Source organism: Yinghuangia aomiensis (genome assembly GCF_039542225.1).
GTDB lineage: Bacteria > Actinomycetota > Actinomycetes > Streptomycetales > Streptomycetaceae > Yinghuangia > Yinghuangia aomiensis.
Window position 1 is genome coordinate 26,698 of the sequence record NZ_BAABHS010000016.1, and the last position, 15,629, is coordinate 42,326.

General features: G+C 72.3%; 18 protein-coding genes. 11 read left to right on the forward strand and 7 right to left on the reverse strand.

What is annotated here, in order from left to right:
• Positions 1–24: 24 nt before the first annotated feature.
• Together ABEA93_RS22255 and ABEA93_RS22260 are read left to right on the forward strand one after the other, a co-directional pair.
• Positions 25–1,002, forward strand: a complete 978-nt coding sequence (locus tag ABEA93_RS22255; RefSeq protein WP_345677621.1) for a ribonucleotide-diphosphate reductase subunit beta — start codon at positions 25–27, stop codon at positions 1,000–1,002.
• Positions 1,003–1,150: 148 nt separating this feature from the next.
• Positions 1,151–1,585, forward strand: coding sequence for a PPOX class F420-dependent oxidoreductase (locus ABEA93_RS22260; protein ID WP_345677443.1), 435 nt, complete (start codon positions 1,151–1,153; stop codon positions 1,583–1,585).
• Between the two features lie 14 nt (positions 1,586–1,599).
• Here ABEA93_RS22260 and ABEA93_RS22265 read toward each other — a convergent pair whose 3' ends face one another.
• Positions 1,600–2,847 carry an epoxide hydrolase family protein gene (locus tag ABEA93_RS22265; protein WP_345677444.1) on the reverse strand — a complete coding sequence of 416 codons (1,248 nt, stop codon included), beginning with the start codon at positions 2,845–2,847 and terminating at the stop codon, positions 1,600–1,602.
• A gap of 277 nt (positions 2,848–3,124) precedes the next feature.
• Here ABEA93_RS22265 and ABEA93_RS22270 point away from each other — a divergent pair, with 277 nt between their 5' ends.
• The 7 genes from ABEA93_RS22270 (at position 3,125) to ABEA93_RS22300 (ending at position 9,574) form a co-directional block, all read left to right on the forward strand.
• Positions 3,125–3,838: an SRPBCC family protein gene (locus ABEA93_RS22270; protein WP_345677445.1), complete on the forward strand. Its 714-nt coding sequence runs from the start codon at positions 3,125–3,127 to the stop codon at positions 3,836–3,838.
• A gap of 38 nt (positions 3,839–3,876) precedes the next feature.
• Positions 3,877–4,560: a DUF4166 domain-containing protein gene (locus ABEA93_RS22275; RefSeq protein WP_345677622.1), complete on the forward strand. Its 684-nt coding sequence runs from the start codon at positions 3,877–3,879 to the stop codon at positions 4,558–4,560.
• 87 nt (positions 4,561–4,647) lie between these two features.
• A complete protein-coding gene (locus tag ABEA93_RS22280; RefSeq protein WP_345677446.1) occupies positions 4,648–5,280 on the forward strand; it encodes a TetR/AcrR family transcriptional regulator in 633 nt (210 codons plus the stop codon).
• A gap of 143 nt (positions 5,281–5,423) precedes the next feature.
• Positions 5,424–6,203, forward strand: a complete 780-nt coding sequence (locus ABEA93_RS22285) for a VOC family protein (RefSeq protein WP_345677447.1) — start codon at positions 5,424–5,426, stop codon at positions 6,201–6,203.
• A gap of 92 nt (positions 6,204–6,295) precedes the next feature.
• Positions 6,296–6,973 (forward strand): HAD family hydrolase, encoded by a 678-nt coding sequence (locus ABEA93_RS22290; RefSeq protein WP_345677448.1) that lies wholly within the window; start codon positions 6,296–6,298, stop codon positions 6,971–6,973.
• 311 nt (positions 6,974–7,284) lie between these two features.
• Positions 7,285–8,199: an ATP-grasp domain-containing protein gene (locus tag ABEA93_RS22295; RefSeq protein WP_345677449.1), complete on the forward strand. Its 915-nt coding sequence runs from the start codon at positions 7,285–7,287 to the stop codon at positions 8,197–8,199.
• 118 nt (positions 8,200–8,317) lie between these two features.
• Positions 8,318–9,574 (forward strand): ATP-grasp domain-containing protein, encoded by a 1,257-nt coding sequence (locus tag ABEA93_RS22300; RefSeq protein WP_345677450.1) that lies wholly within the window; start codon positions 8,318–8,320, stop codon positions 9,572–9,574.
• Positions 9,575–9,624: 50 nt separating this feature from the next.
• On the opposite strand, the gene ABEA93_RS22305 is transcribed toward ABEA93_RS22300, so the two are convergent.
• The 3 genes from ABEA93_RS22305 to ABEA93_RS22315 all read right to left on the reverse strand — a co-directional run bounded on the left by ABEA93_RS22305 (position 9,625) and on the right by ABEA93_RS22315 (position 11,980).
• Entirely contained in the window at positions 9,625–10,533 is a 909-nt protein-coding gene (locus tag ABEA93_RS22305; RefSeq protein WP_345677451.1) for a DMT family transporter, read from the reverse strand.
• A gap of 241 nt (positions 10,534–10,774) precedes the next feature.
• Complete coding sequence (locus tag ABEA93_RS22310) at positions 10,775–11,353, reverse strand: MOSC domain-containing protein (RefSeq protein ID WP_345677452.1); 579 nt, start codon at positions 11,351–11,353, stop codon at positions 10,775–10,777.
• Between the two features lie 84 nt (positions 11,354–11,437).
• Positions 11,438–11,980, reverse strand: a complete 543-nt coding sequence (locus tag ABEA93_RS22315) for a hypothetical protein (RefSeq protein ID WP_345677453.1) — start codon at positions 11,978–11,980, stop codon at positions 11,438–11,440.
• Between the two features lie 129 nt (positions 11,981–12,109).
• Here ABEA93_RS22315 and ABEA93_RS22320 point away from each other — a divergent pair, with 129 nt between their 5' ends.
• Both ABEA93_RS22320 and ABEA93_RS22325 read left to right on the forward strand, forming a co-directional pair.
• Positions 12,110–12,913 (forward strand): SAM-dependent methyltransferase, encoded by an 804-nt coding sequence (locus tag ABEA93_RS22320; protein WP_345677454.1) that lies wholly within the window; start codon positions 12,110–12,112, stop codon positions 12,911–12,913.
• A 209-nt stretch (positions 12,914–13,122) separates the two neighbouring features.
• A complete protein-coding gene (locus ABEA93_RS22325) occupies positions 13,123–13,653 on the forward strand; it encodes a hypothetical protein (protein ID WP_345677455.1) in 531 nt (176 codons plus the stop codon).
• 136 nt (positions 13,654–13,789) lie between these two features.
• On the opposite strand, the gene ABEA93_RS22330 is transcribed toward ABEA93_RS22325, so the two are convergent.
• The 3 genes from ABEA93_RS22330 to ABEA93_RS22340 form a co-directional block, all read right to left on the reverse strand.
• Positions 13,790–13,972 carry a hypothetical protein gene (locus ABEA93_RS22330; protein WP_345677456.1) on the reverse strand — a complete coding sequence of 61 codons (183 nt, stop codon included), beginning with the start codon at positions 13,970–13,972 and terminating at the stop codon, positions 13,790–13,792.
• Between the two features lie 174 nt (positions 13,973–14,146).
• On the reverse strand, positions 14,147–14,902 hold the full coding sequence (locus ABEA93_RS22335; RefSeq protein WP_345677457.1) for a GOLPH3/VPS74 family protein: 756 nt from the start codon (positions 14,900–14,902) through the stop codon (positions 14,147–14,149).
• A 323-nt stretch (positions 14,903–15,225) separates the two neighbouring features.
• On the reverse strand, positions 15,226–15,423 hold the full coding sequence (locus ABEA93_RS22340) for a hypothetical protein (RefSeq protein WP_345677458.1): 198 nt from the start codon (positions 15,421–15,423) through the stop codon (positions 15,226–15,228).
• Positions 15,424–15,629 lie beyond the last annotated feature (206 nt).

Sequence of the window (15,629 nt, forward strand, 5' to 3'; positions counted from 1 at the left end):
GCCCCCAAGCTCCTCGACCCGGGGATGAACCTCACCCTGCGGCCGATGCGCTACCCCGACTTCTACGAGAAGTACCGGGCCGCGATCCGCAACACGTGGACCGTCGAAGAAGTCGACCTGCACTCCGACCTGCCCGACCTCGACCGGCTCGGCCCCGCCGAACGCCACCTCGTGCAGCGGCTGGTCGCGTTCTTCGCCACCGGCGACACGATCGTCGCCAACAACCTCGTGCTCAACCTTTACCGGCACATCAACGCGCCCGAGGCGCGCCTGTACCTGTCGCGGCAGCTGTTCGAGGAAGCCGTCCACGTCCAGTTCTACCTGACCCTTCTGGACACCTACCTGCCCGATCAGGACGAGCGCGCGAAGGCGTTCGCCGCCGTCGAGCACATCCCGTCGATCCGCCGGAAGGCGGAGTTCTGCTTCCGCTGGATCGACTCCGCGATGGGCCTCGAACAGCTCACCACCCGCGACGAGCGCCGGCAGTTCCTGCTCAACCTCATCTGCTTCGCCGCGTGCATCGAAGGCCTCTTCTTCTACGGCGCCTTCGCGTACGTCTACTTCCTGCGCTCCCGCGGCCTCCTCAACGGGCTCGCCTCCGGCACCAACTGGGTCTTCCGCGACGAGTCCGCGCACATGGACTTCGCCTTCCAGGTCGTGGAAACGGTCCGCGCCGAAGAACCCGGCCTGTTCGACGAGGACCTCGCCGCCGACGTCCGCCGGATGCTCGCCGAAGCCGTCGACGCGGAGACCGCGTTCGCGGAAGACCTGCTCGGCGGGGGAGTGGCCGGCATGACGGTCGCCGACATGCGCACCTACCTGGAGCACGTCGCCGACCGGCGCCTCGCCCAGCTCGGCATGCCGCCGGTCTACGGCTCGGCGAACCCGTTCGCGTTCATGGAACTCCAAGATGTGCAGGAGCTGTCGAACTTCTTCGAACGGCGCGTCTCGGCGTACCAGGTCGCGGTCACCGGGACCGTGGCGTTCGACGAGGACTTCTAGACCCGGCACCGCGGACACGGCAGACACTGCGGACACGACAGGCACGGCAGGCCAGCACGGCGGGGCTCCGGGCCGGGCCGCGGCGGTTCACCCGCCGCGCCCGGCGCGGAGCCCTCGCCGTGCCCCCGCGCGGTGGCACTATTGCCGCATGGCAGACGACTCCGCACTTCTCGACCTTTTCCGCCGGCACAAGCGCGGTGTCCTGGTCACGCTCAAGCGCGACGGACGCCCCCAACTCTCCAACGTGGCCTACGAGTACGCCACCAACGCGGACCTCGGCGTGCTCCGTATCTCGGTGACCGACGACCGCGCCAAGACCCGCAACCTCCGCCGCGACCCGCGTGCGAGCTTCCACGTGACCACGAACGACATGTGGGCCTACGCGGTCGCCGAAGGCACCGCCGACCTCACCCCGGTCGCCGCCGACGCCGGCGACCCGACCGTCGAGGAACTCGTCGGCCTGTACCGCGCGGTGCGCGGCGAGCATCCCGACTGGGACGAGTTCCGGCGGGCGATGGTCGACGAACGGCGCCTGGTGATCCGTCTGCCGATCGACCGCGTGTACGGCATGTCCGGCAGCTGACCGGCGCCGCCCGCTCACGACGGCCGGAGCGGCCGGAAGGTGCGGCGCAGGTCGTCGACCCACAGGTCGGGGACCTCCCACGGGATGAAGTGGCCGCCGCGGTCGTGCGCGGTGAGATTGGTGTGCCGGTACCAGGCCGCGCGGTCGGTGGCGAGCCAGCTGTCGACCCGCCCGCCGGTGGTGACGCCCGGCGGGTTCTCGTACGCGACGAACGTCAGGCCGGTCGGCGCTTCGACGGCCGGCTGCCGGTCGTGCGACGGTGTCCACGGGTACCGGTTGTTGTTCGCGTACGTGCGTATCGAACTGCCGATGGTCCCGGTCGCCCAGTAGATGGTGGCGTGCGTCAGCAACTCGTCTTTCGTGAAGACGTTTTCGATGTCGCCGCGGCAGTCGCTCCAGTTCGTCCACCGGTCGAGCAGCCAGGCGAGCATGCCCGCGGGGGAGTCGGCGAGCCCGTACGCGAGTGTGCTCGGCGCCAGGGTGTGCGCGGCCAAGTGCACGGCGAACCGCTTCTCGGTGGCGACGACTTGGCGGTGGATTGCGTCGGGCAGGCCCTCGGGGATCGGCCGTCCGCCGGACAGGTCCCAGCCGCGGTCGCCGTTGAAGAAGTCGAGCCGCTGCCCGGAGCCGATGTGGATGCCGTAGAGCGCGTCCGCGTATTTGTGGCCGAGCTGGCCGGTGACCAGGGCGCCGACGTCGCAGCCGCCCGCGGCGTACTTCGCGTGGCCGAGCACGTCCGTCATGAGGGTGTGCCACACCTCGGCGATCTTCCAGAAGTTCATGTCCGGGTGCACCGGCAGCGGTGCGGAGAAGCCGAAGCCCGGCAGTGACGGCACGACGACGTCGAAGGCGTCGGCCGGGTCGCCGCCGTGCGCGGCCGGGTCCGCGAGCGCGTCCACGACCTTCGCCCAGTGCCAGAACGTCCACGGCCAGCCGTGCGACAGGATCAGCGGCACCGGATCCGGGCCGACGCCGGGCTTGTGCATGAAGTGCACTGGTACTCCGCCGATGTCGACGCGGTAATGCGCGAAGCGGTTGATCGCGGCTTCGGCGGCACGCCAGTCGTACGTGTCGCGCCAGTAGTCGACGAGTCCTTGCAGGGTGGGCCGGTCGACTCCGTAGTACCGGTCGGCATTGCCGGTGTCCTCCGGCCAGCGGGTGAGGTCGAGGCGGGCGCGCAGGTCGGCCAGGACCGCGTCGGGGACGTGGATCGGCGTCGGGGTGAGGGGGAGGGGCGCGGTCGGGGGGACACGTCCGGGCACGGGGGCTCCAGGGGGAACGCGGTCGGAGGGGGGCCGCGGTCGGCGGCGCCACGAGCGCGACTGTAACACGTGTTTATATAAATGCGTGAAGTATTTGCGTGCGCCTACCCGGTATGACAATCACAGGTAACAAGCCCTTGCTTGTATCAAAGTTCCCACCCCGAAACCCCTCGCGGCGACCTCCGGTGTCCTGGACTTGAGCGTCTGCTCAAAAGCCTCTACCGTGGTGTTTGAGCGAACGCTCAAAACCCGCGTCTCCCGGGGAGAACACACCGCCATGCCCGCACCGCCGCTCTACATCGAGACCTTCATCCGGGCGACGCCCGACGCCGTGTGGGACCACACCCGTGAACCCGGCGTGCACCGGCGCTGGGACCTCCGGTTCACCGCCATCTCCGAACTGGGCCCCGAACGCGGGCCCGGGCGCTGCCGCCACCAGTCCTTCCGGTACGCCACCCGGGTGTGCCCCGGCATGACGATCGACGGCCGCGGCACCACGACGGGGGAGCACCGCCGGCCGGACGGCACAGGGGCGTCGTCGCTGCGCTTCGCGTCCGCGCACCGGTTCTCGCCGATCCGCGAAGGCCGGGGCTACTGGCGGTACATCCCCACCGCCGACGGCGTCCGCTTCCTCACCGGCTACGACTACGCGCCCGGCTTCGGCGGCCGTGCGCTCGACCGCCTGGTCCGCCCGCTCATGGGCTGGGCCACCGCGTGGTCGTTCGACCGGCTGCGGCTCTGGCTGGAGACGGGGGCGTCGCCGGAACGGCTGTTCGGCCGTGCCGCCGCCGAAGCCGCGGCGCGCGTCTCCGGTGTTGCGGCGATGGCGTGGCTGACCGGCTCCGCGGCGATAACCGGCCTTGCCGCGGGGACGGCGCTGCTGGTGCCGCCGTTGCCCGGTACTCCGGCGGCGCGCCGGTGCCGGCGTACCCCGCCCGACCGCCGTGCGGCGACCCCGCCCGCGGCTCTGGCCCGTTTGGAGGCCCCGTGAGCACCCTGGTTCCCGTCCGTCGTCCGGCGGCCGTGTCGATGTTCGCCCGTGCGCTCGGGCGGGACTTCGGGCGGCTGCATCCGGAGCTGCGGCGCCGATTCGGTGTCGGCCTGGACGCGGGAGAGGCGTGCGTCGGCACCGGGACGATGCGCCGGATCTGGCAGGGCACGCCCCGGACCCGGCTGCTGCTGGCACCGTTCCTGGCGGTGGGTGACCGGCGGAACATCCTGCTGGCCGAGGCCGGGACGGATGTGCCGTTCCGGATCGAGAACTATCCGTATGTGGACGGGTTCGGCCGCGAGTCGGTGTCGTTCGTCCGGACGTTCGGCCTGCCGCGCCGTACGCGCCGCTTCGACGCGACGATGGTCTACAGCGAGGAACGCGGCGGTGTCGTCGACTACCTGGGCACGCACCAGCACTTGGCCGTCGACCTGCATTTCTCCGCGACGCCGACCGGCGGCCTGGAGATCCGTTCCGGTGCGTACCGCCTGTACGAGGGGCTGCTGGGCATACGCCTGCCCCGTCCGTTGGTCGGGCAGGCATTGGTGCGGGAGTCGTTCGACGACGCCACGGGCCGGTTCCGGATCAAGGTGCGGGTCACCAATCCGCTGCTGGGCCCGCTGTTCGGCTACGAGGGCACGTTCGCGGCGTCGTACCTGGACCTCGGGCACATGCCGGTGCCCGCTAACGTGAAGCCCCGGCGCGAGGAAATCCGCAGCTGACCGCGAGGCCGGGTCCGGCCGGGTCGGCGGCGGGCGCTTGCTGGGACCCCACGATCGCGCGACCCCGGACGGAGACCGGTCACCACGATGAGCACCACCCGGGCCAAACTGCTGCAAGGCACCTTGGACACGCTCCGCGCCCATGGCCTGTCCGGTACTTCGGCCCGCAGCATCGCGGCGACCGCGGGCGTCAACCAGGCGCTGATCTTCTACCACTTCGGCACGCTCGACGAGCTGCTCGCGGCGGCCTGCACGTATGGGACCGAGCAGCACGTCGCGCATTACCGCGACCGGTTCGCCGGGGTGGCGACGATGGCGGACTTGCTGGCGTTGAGCCGGACGATCCGGCACGAGCAGCACGGGGACCTCGTCGTGCTGGGGCACATGTTGGCGGGGGCGCAGACCGAGCCGGCGCTGGCGCGGGCGACGGCGGCGGGGCTGGGGTTGTGGGCGGCGGAGATCGAGGACGTGCTCACGCGGGTGCTGGGGTCGACGCCGCTGGCGGGGAGCCTGGACGTGCCCGGGCTGGCGCGTGCGGTGGCGGCGGCGTTCATCGGCCTGGAGTTGTATGCGGGGGTGGACGCGGAGGGCACCGGTCGGGCATTCGACGCACTCGACCAACTGGGGGCGTTGTTCGGGCTGCTGGAGAAGATGGGGCCGTTGACGCAGCGTGCGGTGCGGCATCAGTTGCGGCGTCCGCGCGGGGAGGCGCGGGCCTGAGCCGTGTCCGGGTGCGGGTGCCTCGTTCCGGTGTCCCCCGCGCGGGCGTGTCCAGTGGCGTGGCCGCACCCTGCGGGGCACATTGGGTGGGTCTGTCAGCATTTCCAGCGCGGCGGACTCCTCATCCCCGGAGGCGGAGCGGCATGGCCGAGATCAACGAGCGGTACACGCAGGGCACCCCGTGTTGGGTCGACCTGATGGCGTCGGACCAGCAGGCGGCGATCGATTTCTACGAGGACCTCCTCGGCTGGCACGGCGAGGTCGGTCCGCCGGAGTTCGGCGGGTATGCGATCTGCGAGCTGCGCGACCGTGCGGTCGCGGGTATCGGCCCGGCGATGTCGATGGACGGTGCTCCGCCGCCGCCGACCGTGTGGACGACGTATCTGGCGGTCGACGACATCGAGCGGACGGCCGCGAAGGTGGAGCAGAACGGCGGCACGCTGTTCATGCCGCCGATGCAGGTCGGCGACAAGGGCAAGATGCTGGTCTGTGCGGACCCGTCGGGTGCGGTCGTGGGTGCGTGGGAGCCGCTGACGTTCTTCGGTGCGACGCGGGTGAACGAGCCGGGCACGCTGGTGTGGAACGAACTGAACACGCGGGACTTGGCGAAGGCCGTGCCGTTCTACGAGGCGGTGTTCGGCGTGAAGTTCGAGTCGATGCCGGAGATGCCGAGCTACCAGGGCATGCTCGCGGGCGGCCGGGTGTGCGCGGGTGCGCAGCAGATCGGCCCGGACATGCCGGCCGAGATGCCGTCGCATTGGCTGACGTATTTCGCGGTGGACGATGCGGACAGCACGACGGCGGCGGCGGTGCATGCGGGCAGCACGCTGCTGCAGCCGGCGTTCGACATGCCTGCGGGGCGGATGTCGGTGGTGATGGACCCGCAGGGCGCGGTGTTCGCGCTGCTGAAGTCGTCGATGTGAGTCTGCGGCTGTACCCGGCCCCGGCCGCCCGTCACGGGCGGCCGGGGCTTGGCCGTGTCCGGGCCCGTGCGGGGGTCTCGTAGGCTGGGGCCATGATCGACGCGATGACCTCGTCCGGCCCGGTGCGCCTGGTGATCTTCGATTGCGACGGGGTGCTCGTCGATTCGGAGCGGATCGCGGTGCGGGTGCAGCGCGAGGTGCTGGCGGGCATGGGGTGGCCGTTGGACGACGGGGAGATCGTCCGGCGTTTCATCGGGCGCTCGGCGCAGTCGATCGGTGCGATCGTCGAGGAGCAGTTGGGGGACGGCGCGGGTGCGCGGTGGGACGAGTGGTTCCATCGGCGGCACCGCGAGGAGGTCGACGCGGGTCTGCCGCTGGTGGACGGGATCGCCGACGCACTCGACGGGATCCTGCCGCATGTGGCGACGTGTATCGCGTCGGGCGGGGATCACGTGAAGATGCGGCACACGTTGGGTGTGACCGGGCTGTGGCCGCGGTTCGAGGGCCGGATCTTCAGCTCGACGGAGGTGGCGCGCGGCAAGCCGGCGCCGGATGTGTTCTTGTACGCGGCGGAGCGGATGGGTGTCGATCCGGCGGCGTGTGTGGTGATCGAGGACAGTCGGTTCGGGGTGGAGGCGGCTCGCGCGGCGGGGATGCGGGCGTTCGGTTTCGCGGGCGGCCTGACGCCGGGGGAGCGGTTGGTGGGGCCGGACACGACGGTGTTCCACGACATGCGGGAGCTGCCGAAGCTGCTGGGGTTCGCCGCCTGAGCGTCCGTCGGCGGGCAGTGGTGCGCGTATCCGCCCGAAGTGGGCGCGCCGGCCGTCGACTTCGTTGGTGGGCTGCGGGTGGCTGCCGGGTCCGGAAGGGGGGATGCCGGCACGGCGGGGGTGACCGTCGGCGCCGTGCGGACGGAGTGCACGGACATCGTGCCCATGGTCGGCATCGTGTGGTGCTGTCCCGTCCGCGCACCGTCCGGAGCAAATGCCGGGTGCGTGTGCGCGAGCCCGCCTAGGCATGAAAACGTGACTCCGACAGCACCCAGGGGTGGGGCTCGGAACGTGAACAAGGGGCGGGCGCGTTGAGGCTTTGTTTTCTCGTCGAGGACCAGTACCGGCACGACGGAATGCCGCTGGCGGTCGTACGCAGACTCCGGACCTGGGGCCACCGAATCGACGTCGTCGAACCCGGCCGCGGCATCGTCGACCTCGACGCCCTCCTGGCCCGCGGCCACGACGCCTGGGTCCTCAAAACCGTCTCCGGCGGCCCCGGCCTCAGCCTCTTCGACGCCGCCGCGGCCGTCGGCATCACCACCATCAACGACGCCCGCGCCGTCCATACCGTCCGCGACAAAGCCGTCGGCGCGGCCCTCGCCCGCCGCCACGGACTCCCGTTCCCGGAAACCCGGTTCGCCGCCTCCGCCGCCCTCCTCGGCGAACTCGACACGGCCGGCGGCCCGCTCGTCGTCAAACCCGTCGCGGGCAACAGCGGCCGCGCCGTCCACCTCGTCCGCAACCCCCGCGACCTCGACACCGTCCGCCGCGAACTCCGCGACGAAGGCTTCCTCCTCGTCCAGCCGTACGTCCCCAACCCCGGCGTCGACTACAAGGTGTACAGCCTCGGCGGCGACCTCCACGCCACCGTCCGCACCTCCCCGTTGCACCCCGACCGCCGCATCACCGCCCGCGAAGTGCCCCTCCCCGACGACCTCGCCCAAGCCGTCACCCGCATCGGCGAGGTCTACGGCCTCGACCTCTTCGGCGTCGACGCGGTCGAAGGCCCCGACGGCTGGACCATCGTCGACGTCAACGACTTCCCCAGCTTCCGCGCCGTCCCGGACGCGGTCGCGCGCGTGGCATCCACCGTGCTGCGCCTGGCCGATGCGGCGCGGGGCACGGAACTGCCGCCCGGTGGCGGTGGCGTGGCAACGGGCACGGTCGGCGGAGGGACGACGGTCCGGGCGGCCGTGGCGGCGGGGCGCAAGGTGCGGGCGTGAGCGGGAGAGTGGCGGGTGGCGTGGTGGCCATCCGTCGGCTCGGCGACGGTCGCCACCCTGCCGGTGCCCGCTCGGCCCCGGCGCACGCCGTGGTTGCCGTCGACCGCAAGGCGTGCGCGTGACCGCCCTCCCCGTCGTCCGCGTCATCAGTGACCGGCCGAACCACCCCACCCTGGCGGCGTTCGCGCGGCTGGTGGCGGGGGAGGCAGTCTCGGGCAGCGGGCGCGTCGGCGTCGGCGGTGATCGCGATCGAGCGGCCGATGCCTCCGGGACCGGCATGCTCGTCGACTCGCCCGCCGCGTGGTCGCTGCAGGGACCAGGACTGCGCGGAATCGCCCGAGCCGGCGGGGTGATCGGGGCGCCTGGCGACCCTGACGGCCTGCATCCTGGTGTGCCGCAAGCAGCGCCCCTGGGTGATGCGTTGCCGCGACTCCCCGCCGCCGTTCCCCGCGCCCGTGATCCGCGCGTGGGTCAACGGGCGCGCTGCGCGGTCGAGTTCGTCCACCCGCGGGAACCGTTCACGGGGCACGATGCGGCCGTCCTCTATCTCCTCAAGTCCCGTGAGGGCGACGCGTTGCGGCTCGCGCGGAGGGCCGAAGCCCAGGGTGTCCGCGTGGTCAACTCGGCGGCGGCTACCGAGGCCTGTCTTGATCGGGTGGCCATGGCGCGGGTCGCGCAGGGTGCGGGGCTGCCGTTCCCGGTGACGGTGGCGTTTGCGGGGCGGCAGGGTGTGGTCGAGTGGGCCGAAGAGCGGGCGGGGGAGTCGCGGCGGTTCGTGCTCAAGAGCCGGCACAGTGGTCGGAGCAACCCCGTACCGGTCGTCGGCAAGCCCCGCGAGCTTGCCGCTGCTGCTGCGGCGTGGGCCGACGAGCCGCTGGTCGTCCAGGACTTCGCGGACGGGGACGGGTGGGACCACAAGTTCTGGGTGATCGGCGACCGCGTGTTTGCGGGGCTGCGGTTGCCGCCGGTGGGCGTGGCGGGGGCCTCGGAGCGCCCGGCTTCGCCGACCGCCCGCGGGGCGTCGGGACTTGCGTCGACGGCCGAGCCTGCGGAGCCTGCCGACGCCGTCGACTCCGGTCACCGCGTCGACCACCCACCCGCCGCCAAGCGCACCGTCGAACTCCCCCCGGACGCGGTGCCCCCGGACTGGTCCGCCCTCGTCCGCCGCGTCGGTGACGCTTTCGGGTTGTCCGTCTACGGCGTCGACCTGCTGGCCGCCCCGGTCGGGCCGGTCATCGTCGACGTCAACGCCTTCCCCGGCTTCCAAGGCGTGACCGGAGCCCCGGAAGCCTTGGCCGAGCTGGCGGCCGAGATCGTCGCGGCCGCCGAGTCGCGCGGGGGAGCGGGGCAGCCGACGGCTGCCCCGCTCCCCTGACCGGCGCCCTCACCCGTCCGGTAAAACGGCGTCGGCAAACGAGGGCGCCCCTACTCCCGGGTCAGGACCGCCAACGCCGCCCCGACCACTGCCATCCCGCTCCACGACAGCACCGACAGCTGCTCTCCGAGCACCACGACCCCCAGCACCGCGGCCGCGGCCGGCTCGGCGAGGGTCAGAGCCGTGGCGACCGACGCCGTGGTGTGGCGCAGGCCGAGGCCGAACAAGGTGTAGGCGATGCACGTCGTCAGTACCGACAAATGCAGGGCCACCGCCACTCCGCGCCCGGTGGTGAGCCAGCCGCCGTCGGCAACGACCAGTGGCAGGACCAGCAGCGCCGCGCCGCCGAACATGACGGCCAGCCCCGGGCGCGCCGGGTGGCCGCGGGCGATGAGGCGCGCGCCGACGGTGGCGTACACCGCGTACGACAGCCCCGCCGCCAAAGCGAGCCCAACCCCGAGCGCGTCCACCCCCGCGCCGCCGCCCGGACGGCCGAGCACCAGCAGCGTGCAGCCGCCGGCCGCGGCCGCGGTCGCCGCCCACCGGCGCCAACCCGCCGCGGTACGTTCCAGCAGCCCCGCGAACACCGGCGCCGAACCCAGCGCGACCACGGTGGCGACCGCGACGCCCGTGCGCGCCACCGCCGGATAGAACGTCAGCGGGTATCCGGCCACCGCGACCGCACCCGCCGCGAGCGCCGTCCGCGCCCGCCGCGAGGACCCGCGGACCACGGCGAGTGTGCCGCGCGTCGTCAGCACCAGCAGGAGACCGCCGAACACCAGCCCGGCACAGCCCACCGCAGCCGGGTGCGCGCCGTCCGGCGCGAAGGACGACACCGTGCCGGTGCTGCCCCACAGCAGGCACGCCACCAGGATCGGCAGCGGTCCGCGGGCGAACACCGTCCAGGCGCCGGGACGTTCGAGAGAAGAAGAGAGCGAGGGAGATACGCGTGTCGACACGCCGTGACCTTCCGATTCCGAAGCGAGGAGAAAAACCGGCATCGAAACGGGCGCACGGCAAAGCGAACCCCGCACTCGGCGGGGTACCTGCGAGGCGAAGCCGCGGCGCCCTAGAAGGCGACCGGCGGCGGGGTGCTGGTGCGGGACACGCGCGGGTCGGGCATGGGGTCAGCGTAGCGCGGGGGGTGGCGGCGCAGCCGTGGATTTCCCGGACGCCGCCGGCCGACGGGGACCGGGCCGGTCACACCGGCGTGAGCGGGGTGTGCGGCCGCGCGGGTAGCTCGACGGCGATCGGGTCGCCAGGTGCGATGTCGCCTCCGGTCAGGACGATGCCCATGATGCCGCCGAGGCGCACCACGTTCCCGTCCGCGTCGCGCGGGGTCAGCCGCTTCATCAGGCCGTCCGAGAAGCCGTTGATCTGCCCGCAAGGGTTGCGCAGGCCGGTCACCTCGACCACCGCGTCCGGCCCGATCCGCAGCAGCGTGCCGGTGGGCAGGCCGAGCAGGTCGACGCCGCGGGTCGTGATGTTCTCGCCGAGTTGCCCGGCCTCGACCGGGTGGCCTTCGGTGCGGAGTTCCTCGTGCAGTTCGTCGTGCATGAGGTGGACCTGCCGCAGATTCGGCTGACTCGGGTCGCGGGCCACCCGCGAACGGTGCTTGACCGTGACACCCGCGTGCACGTCGCCTTCGACGCCGAGCCCGGCGAGGAGCCGGATCCGGCCGCGGTTCGGCTTGGAGAACGAGTACTCCGGGTTGCTGCTCACGGCCTTCACCGTGCCGACCGGTGTCGGTACGGCGTCGGCGGCGTTCGGCGTGGTCATCGGTCCCCTTCACGACGGGTACGCGGGCCGGACGGGCGTCCGCGCGCTTGCCGAGGTGGTGGTCGTCCTGCCCGCCCACGGCCATCATGCCGGATGGCGGTCCGGCTCCTCGCGCCAATATCCCGTGGGAGAGGCCGCCGCGCCGGGCGCGGGGTGGGGCGTCGTCTCGTCGTCCGAGGCATCCCCTTCCGGGCTGTCCGCCGATGCCGACACCGTCCCCGATGCCGACACCGTCCCCGAGTCCGACGCCGACGCCGATGACGCCTCCGTCAACGACGCGGCGAGCGCCATGGCGAGCACCGCCGCCCGCTGCGCCTCGACCGCGGCCTCGCGCAGCCCCTCGCCGCGCCGGGTGCGGGACGCGCGTTCGGGCGGCAGCGCGGCGCGGATCGCGGCGACGGCGGCGGCGAGGTCGGCGGCGGCGGTGCGGGCCGCGCGGGCGGTTTCCCGGTCCGGGTCCGGCGGCGGGGGAGCCGCGTCGGGGTCCGTCGCGCGGCGTTTGCGGTAGGCGCGTACCCGGCACGCGTCGGAGCAGTACTGGCGGGGCCTGCCGCGCCACAGCCGTGCGGGGGAGTCCAGCCCCGAGTTGGCGGCGTCGATTGCGCCGCCGCATTCCGTGCACACCATGCCGCCGAGCCTACGGCGGGATCCCGACTGTCAAGATCGCCGGAGACGGCCTAGCATCACCGGAGTCGCGGCCGGGCCGCGCACCGGCGCCAAGTCGGCGCCGTACGCCACGAGTTCAGGGGGACACCGATGGCCGAGGAACACCCGACCGGGCACGGCGCCGGGGATCCGGAGCAGCCCAGCATCGCCCGCGTCTACGACGCGATGCTCGGCGGCACCGACAACTTCCCCGCGGACCGCGCGGTCGCCGCGAAGATCCAGAGCGTCCTCCCGATCAGCAAGGAGAACGCCTGGCGGCAGCGCGAACTCCTGGCGCGCGGCGTCCGCCACCTGGCGAACGAGGGTATCGACCAGTTCCTCGACCTGGGGTCGGGCCTGCCGACCGTGCAGAACACCCACCAGATCGTCCAGGCCCTCAACCCCGACGCGCGCGTCGTGTACGTCGACAACGATCCGGCGGTGTTCGCGCGCGGCCGCGTGCTGCTCGCGGACGACCCGCGCAGCGCGGTCGTCACCGCCGACCTGCGCGACGTCGACGTGGTCCTGGACCATCCCGAGGTGTGCGCACTCGTCGACTTCGACCGGCCGGTCGGGCTCTTGATGGTCGGTGTCCTGCACCACTTCGCGGACGCCGACGACCCGGGCGGCGTCGTCAAGCGCTACCTGGACGCCGTCCCGTCCGGCAGCCGTCTGTTCCTCACCCACTTCCGGGCGAACCCGCCGGTCAGCGACGACCTCGAGAAGGTGTTCCTGACCATGCTCGGCAGCGGCCGGTTCCGCACGCAGACCGAGATCGAGGCGTACTTCGACGGCCTGGTCCTCGACGAGCCCGGCGTCGTCGCCATGCCGCTGTGGAAGCCGGACGGACCGGTCGCGGTCCCGCTCGACACCTCCGGCGAGATGATCGCGGCGGGAAGCGGCCGCAAGCCCTGACCACCGCGCGACGGGCCCGTCGTCCGACGGAGGAACACCGGGCCGGCAACGGCCGATCGGCGCCGCCACGGTGCCGATCGGCCGCGGACGCTAAGCCAATTGGTGTATCAATCGGGCAAAAAGCGGGTGTTCTGCGGCGGGAGCGCACCGAATCGGCATGTGATGGACGTGCGGATCCATTCCGGACCGCTTGTCTGCAGGAGGCCTTCGTGCGTAAGCCCATCCCGTCGAACCGATCCCGCCGCTCACCGTTCGGTGCGCCGTTCCGCACGCCGCTGCGCACGTCGTTGGGTGCGGCCGCCGCGACGGCCGTGGCCGCCGGGCTGCTGTGCACGACGCCCGCGACCGCTGCCGTACCGCACCGCGCGGATGCGCCGCCCGGCGCGGCGGAAACGCGCCGCGTCGACGTCGTGGCACGCGTCGCCGCGTTCTGGGACCAGTACAAGTCCGCGGTCCTGGGCACCAACCCGGACATGAACCCGACCGAGGTCCGCAACGAGTTCCTCACCGCCGACCTCAACGCTCAACTCGACGCCTGGGCCGAACAGAACGGCGCCGACCCGATCTTCCGCGCGCAGAACGTCCCGATCGGCCGCGCGATCAGCTACGAGGACAGCGGCGCCGGCCACGCGACCGTGATCGTCACCCAGCAGTGGAGCGACGGCAGCTCGAACGACGTCTGGTACAGCGTGCCGCTCGACGGCTCGCGCATCGACGGCCTGGAGGACCCCCCGGCGTAGGCGGCAGCCGGTTGCCGGGACGGGCTGTCCTGCGGAGGGCAGTCCGTCCCGGCTTGGCCGTTGCTCGTCCCGGTTTCCCGTTGTGCTGGTGTTCCCCTGTTCCGCTATTCCGCTTTTGCGCGTCGAGTCGTGCCGGTCAGCGGCACGTCCACCCGGCATGCCGCGACACTCGGCCGCTGCCGCGGTCCACGCACAGTTCATCGGCGTTGTGGTCGATCCAGTACGCCTGCCCGCGATCGATGAACACGGGCTGGTTCAGCCGGAACCAGCCGATCCGCGTCGCAAGCAGCAGACGCTCGGCTGTCGTCCGCGTTTCCATGCGCAACTCCTTCAACCCGTGGTCGGTAGAGAATCCTGCCAGTCGGGCAGGCGCATCGGACACTCGATTTTCACGGGCCCGGGCCATGCCCTACGGCGGCTGCCACGGGTATTCGACTGTCCGGCTATTCGACTACCCGGCTATTCGACTACCCGGCTACTTCGGCTGTCCGGTTCATCCGCCCGACCCGTCCGACGAGCGGCGGTCGCGGACTTGCTTGCGCAGGGCCTCCGGTACCGGGCCGAGGCCGGGGGAGAGTTCGCCGATGCGGCTCTTGGCGGCCCGGCGTTCGCCCCAGGTGGCGAGGCGCGGCAGGCGGCCGTGGTGGGCGAGTACCGCCAGCGTCGCGCCGTCGCGCGACACGTCCGACAGCGGTCCGGTGAGGGCGCCGTCGCGGGCGGCCAGCGCGGAACGCCGGGCGTCGGCGCGGCGCAATGTGACGTGGTGGTACGGGAAGAGCCCCAGTCGGCGGCCCTCGTCGACCTTCACGACGCGTTGCGCCGCCAGTTCGGCACGCACGATGCCCGGGGCCGTCCGGTCGCGGCTGCCGACCCAGCGGCGCCACGTGCGGGCCCGTTCGGTGTCGGCGATGCGTGCGAGCAGGTCGGCCTCGAGCCGGCCCGCGGGCGGGGCGGCGTGTCGGGCGGTCACCCGTACCTTGCCGTTGTCGTCGGCGACGAGGCCTTGGTCGAGCAGGGACTGCAATGCCGCGGCGTTGAGGGCGAGGCCGAAGTGGGCGCCGCCGGCAACGCCGCCGTCGAGGCGGCAGGCGATCAGGAACAAGCGCTGGGACAGGGTGAGTTCGCTAGCGGGCCGCGGGTGTTCCGGCGTCCGTGTCGCGGGGCGGCGCGGTGTCCGCGGGCTGTCGGCGTGGTCCTGGGGTTCGGGCCGGGAGGTCGTCCCGGCATTGTTCCGGCGTGTGCTTCGCATGAGGCATTCCTTCCGCCCGCGTTTTCCCCCGGCCGCGCAGCGCCGCCCAGCGCCGCGCGATGCGTCGGCGTCCGGGCGGTCCCGACGAGAGCAGCAGTGTTGCCACCGCGGCGGCCGTGGTGGCCCACACGGCCGCCGTCTGCACCGCCGTTGCCACCACGTGCCCACCCCCAACACCGAACCCGTACCCGCCGCCGCGACGACCCGGCCGAGCCGGGAGGCGGGAGCCTCGCGACGCTCGACCTGACGATTCCGAAGTTAGCAAAGTGATATCACTTTTTACCGAGGGATATCCCTCGGATCGGTGCGGGAGGGCATGGGGCTCAGTCGCTCCCGCTCGTGCCGTTCCGCCGGTTCCCGCGCCGCCGACGCCGCGCCGCATCCCGGCTCAGCCCGCTCGCCGCCGTCGTCGCCCGCGCCACCGCCCGCACCCGCGGCGGCCCGCCGCGCGATGCCCACACCACGCACACGCAGCCGAACACGACGGCTGCCAGGACGATCACCAGCACCACAGGGATCATGCTCTGCCCCCGAATCCGTCGATCGCACCAACCGCTCCGTATGCCCGAATTCTGCCAGGCCGCCCCGATTCCCGTGCGCATCGCCGAGGCATGCAGGCAGCGCAACCCCCTCGAACGCCGCATCGACAAGCTCGAAGCATCGCGAGGCCCGGCCACCCGCTACGGCACGAACGCCCAGGCCGGACCCGTCCGGCTCCTGCCGCAGC